General features: G+C 54.6%; 11 protein-coding genes, 1 pseudogene and 1 riboswitch. Of the genes and pseudogenes, 9 read left to right on the top strand and 3 right to left on the bottom strand.

The features are described from left to right. Positions 1-3: 3 nt before the first annotated feature. The 4 genes from argC to argH all read left to right on the top strand — a co-directional run bounded on the left by argC (position 4) and on the right by argH (position 4506). Positions 4-1008, top strand: coding sequence for an N-acetyl-gamma-glutamyl-phosphate reductase (argC, locus tag Q7C21_RS20080; RefSeq protein WP_003851214.1), 1005 nt, complete (start codon positions 4-6; stop codon positions 1006-1008). Positions 1009-1022: 14 nt separating this feature from the next. Then, positions 1023-1799, top strand: a complete 777-nt coding sequence (argB, locus tag Q7C21_RS20075) for an acetylglutamate kinase (RefSeq protein ID WP_008926932.1) — start codon at positions 1023-1025, stop codon at positions 1797-1799. 24 nt (positions 1800-1823) lie between these two features. Continuing rightward, positions 1824-3041: an argininosuccinate synthase gene (locus Q7C21_RS20070; protein WP_003851209.1), complete on the top strand. Its 1218-nt coding sequence runs from the start codon at positions 1824-1826 to the stop codon at positions 3039-3041. A gap of 91 nt (positions 3042-3132) precedes the next feature. Then, positions 3133-4506, top strand: coding sequence for an argininosuccinate lyase (argH, locus tag Q7C21_RS20065; RefSeq protein ID WP_003851207.1), 1374 nt, complete (start codon positions 3133-3135; stop codon positions 4504-4506). A 119-nt stretch (positions 4507-4625) separates the two neighbouring features. Here argH and Q7C21_RS20060 read toward each other — a convergent pair. After that, positions 4626-4862: pseudogene (locus Q7C21_RS20060) on the bottom strand (glutaredoxin domain-containing protein); the annotation flags it as partial. 90 nt (positions 4863-4952) lie between these two features. On the opposite strand from Q7C21_RS20060, the gene oxyR reads away from it, so the two are divergent. Continuing rightward, the gene (gene oxyR, locus Q7C21_RS20055; protein WP_003851204.1) at positions 4953-5870 is read left to right on the top strand and encodes a DNA-binding transcriptional regulator OxyR; all 918 of its coding nucleotides are present in this window, start codon (positions 4953-4955) and stop codon (positions 5868-5870) included. Here the strand turns inward: oxyR and sthA are convergent. Further along, complete coding sequence (gene sthA / locus Q7C21_RS20050; RefSeq protein WP_003851201.1) at positions 5853-7253, bottom strand: Si-specific NAD(P)(+) transhydrogenase; 1401 nt, start codon at positions 7251-7253, stop codon at positions 5853-5855. The genes oxyR and sthA overlap by 18 nt on opposite strands. A gap of 192 nt (positions 7254-7445) precedes the next feature. Here sthA and fabR point away from each other — a divergent pair, with 192 nt between their 5' ends. Next, on the top strand, positions 7446-8093 hold the full coding sequence (gene fabR / locus Q7C21_RS20045; RefSeq protein ID WP_003851200.1) for an HTH-type transcriptional repressor FabR: 648 nt from the start codon (positions 7446-7448) through the stop codon (positions 8091-8093). A gap of 14 nt (positions 8094-8107) precedes the next feature. Beyond that, positions 8108-8461: a YijD family membrane protein gene (locus Q7C21_RS20040; RefSeq protein WP_003851197.1), complete on the top strand. Its 354-nt coding sequence runs from the start codon at positions 8108-8110 to the stop codon at positions 8459-8461. A gap of 49 nt (positions 8462-8510) precedes the next feature. Here Q7C21_RS20040 and trmA read toward each other — a convergent pair whose 3' ends face one another. Then, positions 8511-9614, bottom strand: coding sequence for a tRNA (uridine(54)-C5)-methyltransferase TrmA (trmA, locus tag Q7C21_RS20035; RefSeq protein WP_375151056.1), 1104 nt, complete (start codon positions 9612-9614; stop codon positions 8511-8513). A gap of 110 nt (positions 9615-9724) precedes the next feature. Next, positions 9725-9908, top strand: a riboswitch (cobalamin riboswitch). Between the two features lie 68 nt (positions 9909-9976). Between trmA and btuB the strand changes: the two genes are divergently transcribed. Together btuB and murI are read left to right on the top strand one after the other, a co-directional pair. Next, positions 9977-11857 (top strand): TonB-dependent vitamin B12 receptor BtuB, encoded by a 1881-nt coding sequence (btuB, locus tag Q7C21_RS20030; protein ID WP_375151055.1) that lies wholly within the window; start codon positions 9977-9979, stop codon positions 11855-11857. Beyond that, entirely contained in the window at positions 11802-12653 is an 852-nt protein-coding gene (gene murI / locus Q7C21_RS20025) for a glutamate racemase (protein ID WP_033762375.1), read from the top strand. The genes btuB and murI overlap by 56 nt, the downstream gene beginning before the upstream one ends. Positions 12654-12960 lie beyond the last annotated feature (307 nt).

Below are 12960 nucleotides of genomic sequence, written 5' to 3'. Positions count from 1 at the left end.
CTGATGTTGAATACGCTGATCGTTGGTGCCAGTGGTTATGCCGGTGTAGAGCTTGCCACCTTCCTGAATCGCCATCCACATATCAACATAACCGCTTTGGCGGTTTCTGCGCAAAGCCCTGATGCTGGCAAGCGCCTCTCTGACCTCCATCCACAGCTGAAAGGCGTAGTGGATTTACCGCTACAGCCGCTGAGCAGCGCAGCTGAGTGGGCAGACAAAGTGGATGTGGTGTTCCTGGCGACGGCGCATGAAGTCAGCCACGATCTGGCGCCGGAATTCCTTAAGGCCGGTTGTGTCGTGTTCGACCTGTCAGGCGCGTTCCGCGTTAATGACGCTGATTTTTATACCCGTTTCTATGGCTTTACCCATCAGCATGGTGACTGGCTGGACAAAGCCGTGTACGGCCTGGCGGAATATCAGCATGAGAAAATTCAGCAGGCGCAGCTGGTAGCGGTACCGGGTTGCTACCCGACCGCTGCGCAACTGGCACTGAAACCCCTGGTGGATGCCGGACTGTTGAACGATGCGCAGTGGCCAGTCATTAACGCCACCAGTGGCGTGAGCGGTGCCGGACGTAAAGCCAATGTCGGCACCAGTTTCTGCGAAGTAAGTCTTCATCCTTATGGCCTGTTTAACCATCGTCACCACCCGGAAATTGTTGCGCACCTCGGTACACCCGTGATCTTTACGCCGCATCTGGGCAGTTTCCCGCGCGGTATTCTGGCAACGATTACCTGCCGTCTGAAAGCGGGTGTCAGCCGCGAAGATATCGCCGCTGTTTTCCATCGCGCCTATGACAATAAGCCACTGGTGCGGCTCTATGATAAGGGCGTGCCAGCGCTGAAAGCCGTTGTGGGCCTGCCTTACTGTGATATCGGTTTTGAAGTACAGGGCGAACATCTGATTGTCGTCGCCGCCGAAGATAATCTGCTGAAAGGCGCGGCATCGCAGGCGGTACAGTGCCTGAACATCCGGTTCGGCTTCCCTGAAACGCAGTCACTGATTTAACGGACAACTTTACCATGACCAATCCATTGATTATTAAGCTGGGCGGTGTGCTGTTAGACAGCGAAGAAGCGCTGGCCCGTTTGTTTGAAGCGCTGCTGAAATATCGCAGCGCCCATCAGCGTCCGCTGCTCATTGTCCACGGCGGCGGTTGCCTGGTCGATGAACTGATGAAAAAGCTGGCGCTGCCAGTCATGAAGAAAAATGGCCTGCGCGTCACCCCACCCGATCAGATCGACATCATTACTGGTGCACTGGCGGGAACCGCAAACAAAACGCTGCTGGCCTGGGCAAAAAAATCGGGCATCAACGCGGTCGGCCTCTGCCTGGGCGATGCGGGCATTGTGAATGTCGCTCCGTTTGATGACGAACTTGGCCATGTTGGCCACGCAACGCCGGGTAATCCGGCCTTGCTGAACACGCTGCTGGCGGCGGGTTACATGCCGGTGGTGAGCTCAATTGGTATTACTGACAGCGGCGACCTGATGAACGTCAACGCTGACCAGGCGGCAACCGCGCTGGCCTCGACGCTGGGTGCCGATCTGGTTCTGTTGTCCGACGTCAGTGGTATTCTCGACGGCAAAGGTCAGCGCATCGAAGAGATGACCGCCGACAAAGCTGAGCAGCTGATTTCCCAGGGCATTATTACCGATGGCATGATTGTTAAAGTCCACGCGGCACTTGATGCGGCGCGTACACTGGGTCGCCCGGTCGATATTGCCAGCTGGCGTCACGCTGAGCGGCTGACTGATCTTTTTAACGGCGTGTCGATTGGCACCCGGATTCTCGCTTAACGACTCTGATTCAAGGATTACGAAATGCAAACGCAAAACATCAAAAAAATCGTTCTGGCTTACTCCGGTGGTCTTGATACTTCGGCCATCATTCCATGGCTGAAAGAGAACTACGGCGGCTGTGAAGTGGTCGCATTTGTAGCGGATATTGGTCAGGAGCGCGGCGATCTGGAAGGTGTTGAGAAGAAAGCCCTGCAGTCTGGCGCCTCTGAATGTCACGTGGTTGACCTGCGTGAAGAGTTCATCAGCGACTACGTTTATCCGGTACTGCAGACCGGTGCTCTGTATGAAGGAACCTATCTGCTGGGCACCTCTATGGCGCGTCCTATCATCGCAAAAGCGCAGGTTGAGCTGGCACTGAAAGTAGGCGCGGATGCGCTGTGTCATGGTGCAACCGGTAAAGGCAATGACCAGGTGCGTTTCGAAACCACCTACACCGCGCTGGCACCACAGCTGAAAGTCGTGGCACCGTGGCGTGAATGGAACCTGCGTTCACGTGAAGCACTGCTGGACTATCTGAAAGAGCGCAACATTCCGACCACCGCTTCGCTGGAAAAAATCTACAGCCGTGACGAAAACGCCTGGCATATCTCCACCGAAGGCGGCGTGCTGGAAAGCCCGGCCAATGCACCAAATAAAGATTGCTGGGTCTGGACTGTCGATCCGCTGGAAGCGCCTGACCAGCCTGAAGACGTGACTGTAACCGTTGAGAAAGGTCGTGTTGTGGCGGTTAACGGCGAAAAACTGAGTCCGTTCCAGTGTCTGGAAAAACTGAACGTGCTGGGCGCAAAACATGGCGTCGGCCGTATCGATATCGTTGAAAACCGTCTGGTAGGCATTAAATCCCGCGGCTGCTACGAAACCCCTGGCGGCACCATCATGGTGAATGCGCTGCGTGCGGTTGAGCAGCTGGTCCTGGATCGCGATAGCTTCAAATGGCGTGAGCAGCTGGGCCACGAGATGTCTTACGTCGTTTATGATGGTCGCTGGTTCGCTCCGCTGCGTAAGTCGATTCAGGCTGCTGCCGAATCGCTGGCGGAAGAAGTTAACGGTGAAGTGGTGCTGCAGCTCTACAAAGGCCAGGCGACAGCCACTCAGAAGCGTTCTGCGAACAGCCTCTACTCGGAAGAGTTCGCTACCTTCGGTGAAGATGAAGTTTACGATCACCGTCACGCGGGCGGCTTTATCCGTCTGTTCTCGCTCTCTTCGCGTATCCGCGCCCTGAACGAGCAGAAGAAGTAATTTTTCAGGCGGGGTGCGCCTCGCCTCACAGTTTTGATTCAGGGGCGGCATTTATGCCGCCTCTTGTTTAACGATTCAGAGGAGTTTTCACATGGCACTTTGGGGTGGACGGTTTACTCAGGCAGCGGATCAACGTTTTAAACAGTTCAATGACTCGCTGCGCTTCGATTACCGCCTGGCAGAGCAGGACATCATTGGCTCTGTTGCCTGGTCCAAAGCGCTGGTGACGGTCAATGTGCTGACTCAGGATGAGCAGCAGCAACTTGAAGCGGCCCTGAATTCGCTATTGAATGAAGTGCGTGAAAATCCTGAACAGATTCTGCAGAGCGATGCCGAAGATATTCACAGCTGGGTTGAAGGTAAGCTGATCGACAAAGTCGGCTCGCTGGGCAAAAAGCTGCACACCGGCCGTAGCCGCAACGATCAGGTCGCGACCGATCTGAAACTGTGGTGCAAGGTACAGATCGAAGCCCTGCTGGGCGCCACACGTGAGCTGCAGCAGGCGTTAGTGGTTACCGCTGAAGCCAATCAGGATGCAGTGATGCCAGGCTACACCCACTTGCAGCGTGCGCAGCCGGTGACGTTTGCGCACTGGTGTCTGGCCTACGTTGAAATGCTGGCGCGTGACGAGAGCCGTCTGCAGGATACCCTGAAGCGTCTTGATGTCAGCCCGCTGGGCTGTGGCGCACTGGCCGGTACCGCTTACGAGATTGATCGTCAGCAGCTGGCAGGCTGGCTGGGCTTCGCTTCCGCCACACGTAACAGTCTGGATACCGTATCAGACCGCGATCACGTGCTGGAACTGCTCTCTGACGCGGCCATTGGCATGGTGCATCTGTCGCGCTTTGCGGAAGATATGATTTTCTTCAACACCGGCGAAGCAGGCTTTATTGAGCTGTCAGATAAAGTGACCTCAGGCTCATCACTGATGCCGCAGAAGAAAAATCCGGATGCGCTGGAGCTGATTCGCGGCAAATGTGGTCGTGTGCAGGGTGCACTGACCGGCATGATGATGACGCTAAAAGGTCTGCCGCTGGCCTACAACAAAGATATGCAGGAAGACAAAGAAGGGCTGTTTGACGCGCTGGATACCTGGCTCGACTGTCTGCATATGTCAGTGCTGGTGCTGGATGGCCTGCAGGTTAAACGTCCGCGTTGCCAGGAAGCCGCTGAACAGGGCTACGCAAACTCTACTGAGCTGGCCGACTATCTGGTCGCCAAAGGCGTGCCGTTCCGTGAAGCACACCATATCGTTGGCGAAGTTGTCGTGGCGGCTATCGGGCAGGGCGTAGCACTTGAAGCGCTGTCGCTGGCACAACTTCAGCAGTTCAGCGCGGTGATTGGCGAGGATGTCTATCCGATTCTGGCGCTGCAATCGTGTCTGGATAAGCGTAATGCGCAGGGCGGTGTTTCTCCGCAGCAGGTTGCCCGCGCTATCGGTGACGCTAAACAGCGTCTGGCGTGATCAGCAGGTAAAAAAAAGCGGGCACATTAAAATGCCCGCCAACCTCTAGCTTCAGAACTACTATTTTTTATAGGCACATCATCAAAGCGCCCGCTCTCCCGGCCGACGCTCAGACTCTCTTACGCTGACAGCAAGTATTGACGCAGATCTTCACTGCCGCCAGCATGACGACCGCCCATGAATACCTGCAGTACCGTCGCCCGGCCTGAAACGGCTCCTGAACTGACGGTTGTCGAATCCTGTCCCATCACAATTTTCGTACTCAATGACATGCTCACTCAGCCTCTGTATGGCCTGCGCACAGAAGCCGCAGCTGGCTTTATAGAGATGAAGACAGACTCCTGAGTTTTTTGTTGCGCGCATTATTCCCAACCACCCTTGATAGGGCCAATCGTTCATTGCTATTCTATCTATCGCCACGGGCTATCGTGGTTTGGAGGGTAATAATGAATATTCGTGATCTTGAATATCTGGTTTCGCTTGCTGAACACCGTCATTTCCGCCGTGCGGCGGATGCATGTCATGTCAGTCAGCCCACGTTAAGCGGGCAGATCCGTAAGCTGGAAGATGAGCTGGGTGTGATGCTGCTGGAGCGCACCAGCCGTAAAGTGCTGTTCACGCAGGCAGGTTTACTGCTGGTGGATCAGGCGCGTACGGTGCTGCGTGAAGTGAAAGTGCTGAAAGAGATGGCCAGTCAGCAAGGGGAAGCGATGTCAGGTCCGCTGCATATCGGCCTCATCCCGACCACCGCGCCGTATTTACTGCCACAGATTATCCCGACGCTGCACCAGACCTTCCCGAAACTGGAGATGTATCTGCACGAAGCGCAGACGCAACAGCTGCTGTCACAGCTCGACAGTGGCAAGCTCGACTGTGCGATTGTTGCGCTGGTCAAAGAGAGTCAGGCCTTTATCGAAGTGCCGCTGTTTGATGAGCCAATGAAGCTGGCTGTCTATGCCGATCATCCGTGGTGCGATCGCGATCGTGTGCCAATGTCCGATCTGGCCGGCGAGAAATTGCTGATGCTGGAAGATGGACACTGTCTGCGTGACCAGGCGATGGGATTCTGCTTTGAGGCGGGTGCCGATGAAGATACCCATTTCCGGGCGACCAGTCTTGAGACACTGCGCAATATGGTGGCGGCAGGCAGTGGCATTACGCTGTTACCGGCGCTGGCAGTTCCACCAGAGCGTATTCGCGACGGTGTCTGCTATCTCACCTGCTACAAACCGGTGCCACAGCGCACGATCGCGCTGGTCTATCGTCCGGGTTCACCTCTGCGCAGCCGTTATGAACAGCTGGCAGAGGCAATTAAAACCCACATGGCACACTATTTCGACGCTGCGTTAAAACAGGCGGTTTAAGCCGTTTAACGCCGCAACGCGGTAGGCTTCGGCCATCGTCGGATAGTTAAAGGTGGTATTCACGAAGTACTCAATCGTGTTGCCACCATTTTTTTGCTCCATGATCGCCTGACCGATGTGAATGATCTCAGCGGCACGCTCGCCAAAGCAGTGGATCCCCAGAATCTCTTTGGTTTCCCGATGGAACAGAATCTTCAGACTGCCAACGTTCATGCCCACAATCTGCGCGCGTGCCAGATGTTTAAACTGCGCGCGGCCCACTTCGTAAGGCACCTTCATTGCCGTCAGCTGCTGCTCGGTTTTACCCACGGAGCTGATTTCCGGAATGGTGTAGATACCGGTTGGGATATCTTCAATCAGGTGTGCTGACGCTTCCCCTTTGATAATCGCCTGTGCGGCAATACGGCCCTGATCGTAGGCGGCTGAGGCCAGGCTTGGATAGCCAATCACGTCACCGACGGCATAAATGTGCGGCTGCGCTGTCTGATACATGCTGTTCACTTTCAGCAGGCCACGCCCATCGGCTTCCAGACCGACGTTTTCCAGCGAAAGGGAATCGGTGTTACCGGTACGGCCGTTGGCGTACAGCAGGCAATCCGCTTTCACTTTCTTGCCCGACTTCAGATGCATGATGACGCCATCTTCCACGCCTTCGATCTTCTCAAACTCTTCATTGTGACGAATCACTACGCCGCTATTCCAGAAGTGGTATGAGAGAGAATCCGACATCTCCTGATCGAGAAACGCCAGCAGGCGATCGCGGGTATTAATCAGGTCAACTTTGACGTTGAGACCACGGAAAATCGATGCATATTCACAGCCGATGACGCCAGCGCCGTAAATAATGACGTGACCCGGTTCGTGGTGCAGATTAAGGATAGAGTCGGAGTCGTAGACGCGGGGATGCGTAAAGTCGACATTATCAGGATGGTAAGGCCGTGAACCACAGGCGATAACAAACTTCTCTGCCGTCAGCGTCTCACGCGTGCCATCAGGTTGTTCAATCTCAATCGTATTGGCATCAACAAAATGGGCATCGCCCTGATAAAGCTCACAGCGGTTACGCTCGTAGAAGCCCTGGCGCATGGCTGTCTGCTGGCTGATCACGCTTTCAGTGTGATTAAGAATGTCGGCGAAAGAGGAGCGAAGCAGTCGGGTATGATCGCTGTAGAGCGGGTTTTGGTTGAATTCGATAATGCGACTGACGGCGTGGCGAAGGGCTTTAGAAGGGATGGTTCCCCAGTGCGTACAGCCGCCGCCGATGTTGTGGTAGCGTTCGACCACGGCGATGCGCGCTCCCTGTTTTACCAGCCCCATCGCCGCCCCTTCACCGCCGGGCCCTGAGCCAATCACAATGGCATCGTAATCGTAAGACTTTTGCATACCGATACGTCCTATTATTTATACATTTTTACAACGAGATTCTAACATCTCGTCGCGCACTTCTGAATTCTATCAGCGATTTTCATCACATTTTGACAAAGTGTGAGGTTCACAGGCAGTGACAAAGAATGCCAATCTGTACGCTGAAAATTTTGCTATAGTGCCCGCTCAACACCGCTAAAGGCAGAGAGAATGGGCGTCAGAGCGCAACAAAAAGAACGTACACGACGTACACTGATTGAAGCAGCGTTCAGTCAGCTCAGCGCCGAACGCAGTTTTGCCAGTTTGAGTTTGCGGGAAGTTGCCCGTGAAGCGGGGATTGCACCCACCTCCTTTTATCGTCATTTCAAGGATGTTGATGAGCTTGGCCTGACGATGGTGGACGAAAGTGGGCTGATGCTGCGACAGCTGATGCGTCAGGCACGGCAGCGTATCGCCAAAGGCGGCAGCATCATTAAAACGTCGGTGTCGACCTTTATGGAGTTCATCGGTAACAACCCCAACGCTTTCCGCCTGTTACTGCGTGAACGTTCCGGCACCTCTGCTGCTTTCCGTGCCGCCGTGGCGCGTGAAATTCAGCACTTTATCGCTGAACTGGCTGACTATCTTGAGGTCGAAAATCGCATGCCGCGCAGTTTTACCGAAGCGCAGGCTGAAGCGATGGTGACCATTGTCTTCAGCGCCGGTGCAGAAGCACTGGACGTTGATGCTGAGCAGCGACGTAAGCTTGAGGATCGGCTGGTGTTACAGCTGCGGATGATCGCCAAAGGCGCTTATTACTGGTACCGCCGTGAGCAGGAACGACTGGCGGTCACCCTGGAAAAACCCGAAGAGCAATGAGTAAGGATCAGTTCATGACCCACCCAGGTACCCGCGATAAAAGCACTCTGGCACTGGCTTTTATTACCGGCTTAGCGATTAACGGTTCGTTTTCTGTGCTGTTCAGCGCCTTTGTTCCCTTTTCGATTTTTCCGCTGATTGCGCTGGGTCTGGCGGCCTGGTGTCTGCATCAGCGGTATCTCAACACCAACATGCCGGACGGCATGCCAGGTCTGGCGGCGGCGTTTTTCCTGCTGGGGATTCTGGTTTATAGCGCGCTGGTGCGGGCAGAATACCCGGACATTGGCTCTAATTTCGTTCCCACCGTTCTGATGGTCGCGCTGGTGTTCTGGATTGCGACGCGGTTTAAGCGCAAGCGTAATCAGTAGGGATATCGGCAGGGAAAAAAAACGGGAACCTCAGGGTTCCCGTTTTTGTTTACGCTTTACGCGTCAGCAGCACACCGCATTCCATGTGGTGGGTGTAGGGAAACTGATCAAACAGCGCCAGCCGCGTCACGTCGTGCGTTTCTGACAACGTTTGCAGATTGTCGCTCAGGGTTTGTGGGTTGCAGGAGATATAAAGGATGCGCGGATACGCCTGCACCATTTTCACCGTCTCTTCATCCAGGCCGCTACGTGGCGGATCGACAAAAATCGTCTCGCATTCGTAGCTGGTCAGATCAATCCCTTCCAGACGATTAAAGCTGCGCACGCCATTCATCGCCTGAGTAAACTCCTCCGCCGCCATGCGAATGATCTGCACGTTATCAATCTGGTTCACGGCAATGTTGTATTGCGCCGACGCAACAGAAGGCTTGGCGATTTCCGTTGCCAGAACGCGGCGGAAATTGCGCGCCAGCGCCAGCGAGAAGTTGCCGTTACCGCAGTACAGTTCCAGCAGGTCACCCTGTGAATCCTGCGTCACATCCAGCGCCCACTCCAGCATCTGAATATTCATTGCCGCGTTAGGCTGGGTAAAACTGTTCTCGACCTGACGATAGATAATCTCGCGACCTGCAACCGGCAGACACTCATCCACATAGTCGCGATCCAGACAGATTTTGGTTTTGGTCGCACGGCCAATTAACTGCACATCCAGACCTTCCGCACGCAGTTGATCACGCAGCGCGGCGGCGGCCTGCTGCCACTCATCATCCAGCTTGCGATGATAGAGCAGTGAAATCACAATCTGATTGCTCATGGTTGACAGATAGTCGATCTGGAACAGCTTGTGACGCAGGGTGCGGTTATCACGGATCGCGGCGATCATCTTTGGCATCAGCTGATTGATCAGCTGGCTGGCTGCCGGGAACTGATCGACCCGGATCCGCTCGCGCGTCTGCTGATCAAAGATGATGTGATAGATATCATCACCGTCGTGCCACAGGCGGAATTCGGCGCGCATCCGATAGTGGCTGACCGGCGAACGGAACACCTCCACGTCGGGCGCAGCAAACGGCGTCATCATCGTCTCTAAACGACTGACTTTTTCCGCCAGCTGTGCGTCATAGTCTTCCATGGGGAGATGTTCGGGTGTCATGAGTAATCCTGATTAATAGCTTACCAGCGGGCGATTGTAGGCATTCACTTGCTGATGTCCAGTCCCACAGCGATAAGATATTTAGCAGTCTGGACTTCCGTATCTCCACTCCGTAGACTGCAGACGCCGGCCTCAAGCCCGAGTTAATAGGGAATCCAGTGTGAATCTGGAGCTGACGCGCAGCGGTAAGGAATGTCGTGATGAGTGCAATTGCAGACACTGTCCTCCGGGATGGGAAGTCATCATCATTTATGGTTCCCAGCCCGAAGACCTGCCGGTGTAACGTCGCTACTCGTACAATCATCGCGTTCTATTGATTGTCGGCCTGCGGCATCCTGCTTCGTCTTATGGATGCGATTAAAATGACAAAAAAAACTGTATCGCTGTTCGCTCTGAGCGCAACGGCGATTTCTCTCTGGGCGCAAAACGGTTTTGCGCAGGGGAATGATGATACGCAAATCGTTACTGCCAACCGTTTTGCCGAACCTGTTTCCGGGGTGCTGGCGCCGACAACCGTCGTCACGCGTGATGAGATTGATCGCTGGCAGGCCAAAAGTCTGACAGATGTGATGCGCCGTCTGCCGGGTGTCGATGTCGCGCAAAGCGGCGGGCTAGGGCAGCAGAGTTCGCTGTTTATTCGGGGTACTGAGTCCAGACATGTGCTGATCCTGATTGATGGTATCCGGCTTAATCAGGCGGGTATTACCGGTTCGTCCGACCTCAGCCAGATCCCCCTGTCGCTGGTGCAACGCATCGAATATATTCGCGGCGCACGTTCCGCGGTTTACGGTTCTGATGCCATTGGCGGCGTGGTGAATATTATTACGGGCCGATCGCAACCGGGCACGACGCTGACGGCGGGCATGGGATCCAACGGCTATCAATCGTATGACGGCTCAACTCAGCAGATGCTGGGCGACGCGACAAAGCTTACCCTGGCAGGCAACTATACCTACACCAAAGGGTATGACGTTGTGGCGGGCTATCCCAATGACTATGGCCCGGCGCAGCACGATCGCGACGGCTTCATGAGCAAAACCCTGTATGGCAACCTTGAGCATCAGTTCAGCGATGAACTCAGTGGTTTTGTGCGCGGCTATGGCTTTGATAACCGCACTGCCTATGACGGGTCTTACACGTATGATGACAGCTTCACGAATATCATCGGCCTGGCGGATACCCGTCAGCTCTACAGCCAGACCTGGGACACCGGGTTACGCTTCAACCGCGACGTCTACTCCACCCAGCTTATTGCCAGTTATGGCCATACCAAAGACATTAACTACGATCCGCGCAATGGCCGCTACGGCGCTGCATCCACCTTTGATGATGTCACTCAGTACAATCTGCAGTGGGGCAATACTGTGCAGGTGGGGCAGGGCGCCGTCAGTGCGGGTGTGGACTGGCAGAAAGAGACAACGGAACCGGGCACGAACTATTTATCAGATGGCTATGAACAGCGTAATACCGGCCTCTACGTGACCGGGCAGCAACAGTTTGGCAGCGTCACTCTTGAGGGTGCGGTACGTGGTGACGATAACAATCAGTTCGGCTGGCATAACACCTGGCAGACGGCGGCGTCATGGGAGTTTATTTCCGGGTACCGCGCGTTCGCTTCGTATGGTACTGCTTTCAAAGCGCCTAATCTGTCGCAGGTATACAGCCCATTTTATGGCAACCGCGACCTCGATCCTGAAAAAAGTAAGCAGTGGGAAGGCGGCTTTGAGGGGCTGACCGGGCCGGTGAACTGGCGCGTGTCGGGCTATCGCAACGACATTGATGACCTGATTGAAGGCGATCCGCAGACCTTCCGCTACTACAACATTGAGAAGGCACGTATTAAAGGCGTTGAAGCCACCGCTGGATTCGATACCGGGCCGCTGACGCATCAGCTCTCATATGATTATGTCGATGCGCGGGATGGCAACACCGATCAACCGCTCGTTCGCCGGGCTAAGCAGCAGGTCAAGTATCAGCTTGACTGGACACTGCATGAGTTTGACTGGTCCGTGACTTATCACTATCTGGGCGACCGTTATGATACCGACTTCAACAGCACGCCCAGCCGTCGTGTGAAATTAGGCGGTGTCAGCCTGTGGGATCTCGCCGTCTCATATCCTGTCACTTCACAACTCACGGTTCGTGGTAGAATTGCCAACCTGTTCGATAAAGATTACGAGACAGTGTATGGCTATCAGACTCCAGGACGAGAGTATTACCTCAGCGGCAGCTACAACTTCTGATTTGCGTCCCACCGTGCTGGTGTTTGATTCCGGCGTCGGTGGGCTTTCTGTCTATGATGAGGTCCGTCAGCTGTTGCCGGATCTTCATTATCTCTACGCCTTCGATAACGCTGGATTCCCTTACGGCGAGAAAAGCGAAACCTTCATCGTGGAACGGGTGGTCGCTATCGTTGAGGCCATTACACAGCGTTATCCTCTCTCATTAGTCATCATCGCCTGCAATACAGCCAGCACGGTTTCATTGCCTGCTTTACGTGAACGCTTTGCGTTTCCTGTCGTGGGTGTGGTTCCGGCGATCAAACCTGCCGCGCGCCTGACGCGAAATGGTGTGGTCGGGTTGCTGGCGACGCGGGCTACAGTACGCCGTCCTTATACTCACGAGCTGGTGGCGCAATTCGCCGGGTCCTGCAACATCGAAATGCTGGGATCGGCGGAGCTGGTGGAACTGGCAGAAGCTAAGCTACACGGTGCTGAGGTTGCACTGGATGAGGTGCGCCGTATTGTTCAGCCGTGGCTGCGGATGGCTGAACCACCGGACACGGTGGTTTTAGGCTGTACGCACTTCCCTTTACTGCGCGAAGAGCTGCAGCAGGTGTTACCTGAAGGGACGCGTCTGATTGATTCCGGTGCGGCAATTGCCCGACGAACAGCCTGGCTACTGGAACATGAAGCGCCTGAAGTAAATTCTTCGCAACAGAACGTCGCATTCTGCACGGAGCTGGATGGTGAAGCGGTACAATTATCACCGGTTTTACAGCGTTATGGCTTCCCGTTGCTTGAAAAACTGGCGCTTTAGCGGCTTTTCGCTGAAAAAAGAAGCACTCGAAATTTTATTTGAAATTAGCACTTGTCAGCCTCCGAGAACTCCCTATAATGCGCCTCCACTGACACGGCACAACGGCTTACGAAGCGCCGGGTTGAGTAGGTTCGAAATCATACGAACCAGTGAGTTAAGCGAAAATAAATGCTTGACTGACAATGCGGAAAGCGTAATATACGCAGCCCGCGCCGCAGTAAATCGCGGCATGCTCTTTAACAATTTATCAGACAATCTGTGTGGGCACTCGCAGGATTGATATCAGCGTCTCCGGACGTAAAAAAAT

Origin of the sequence: Pantoea sp. ANP04 (genome assembly GCF_041982285.1) — a bacterium.
Classification (GTDB): Bacteria; Pseudomonadota; Gammaproteobacteria; order Enterobacterales; family Enterobacteriaceae; genus Pantoea; species Pantoea eucalypti.
This window is presented reverse-complemented; position numbering and strand designations above follow the sequence as displayed.

What these genes read in the sequence shown, in the direction of transcription:
- oxyR (WP_003851204.1), top strand. Translation starts at nt 4,953, where the DNA reads ATGAATATTCGTGATCTTGAATATCTGGTTTCGCTTGCTGAACACCGT.
- murI (WP_033762375.1), top strand. Translation starts at nt 11,802, where the DNA reads ATGGCTATCAGACTCCAGGACGAGAGTATTACCTCAGCGGCAGCTACA.
- Q7C21_RS20070 (WP_003851209.1), top strand. Translation starts at nt 1,824, where the DNA reads ATGCAAACGCAAAACATCAAAAAAATCGTTCTGGCTTACTCCGGTGGT.
- argC (WP_003851214.1), top strand. Translation starts at nt 4, where the DNA reads ATGTTGAATACGCTGATCGTTGGTGCCAGTGGTTATGCCGGTGTAGAG.
- trmA (WP_375151056.1), bottom strand. Translation starts at nt 9,614, where the DNA reads ATGACACCCGAACATCTCCCCATGGAAGACTATGACGCACAGCTGGCG.
- Q7C21_RS20040 (WP_003851197.1), top strand. Translation starts at nt 8,108, where the DNA reads ATGACCCACCCAGGTACCCGCGATAAAAGCACTCTGGCACTGGCTTTT.
- argH (WP_003851207.1), top strand. Translation starts at nt 3,133, where the DNA reads ATGGCACTTTGGGGTGGACGGTTTACTCAGGCAGCGGATCAACGTTTT.
- btuB (WP_375151055.1), top strand. Translation starts at nt 9,977, where the DNA reads ATGACAAAAAAAACTGTATCGCTGTTCGCTCTGAGCGCAACGGCGATT.
- argB (WP_008926932.1), top strand. Translation starts at nt 1,023, where the DNA reads ATGACCAATCCATTGATTATTAAGCTGGGCGGTGTGCTGTTAGACAGC.
- sthA (WP_003851201.1), bottom strand. Translation starts at nt 7,253, where the DNA reads ATGCAAAAGTCTTACGATTACGATGCCATTGTGATTGGCTCAGGGCCC.
- fabR (WP_003851200.1), top strand. Translation starts at nt 7,446, where the DNA reads ATGGGCGTCAGAGCGCAACAAAAAGAACGTACACGACGTACACTGATT.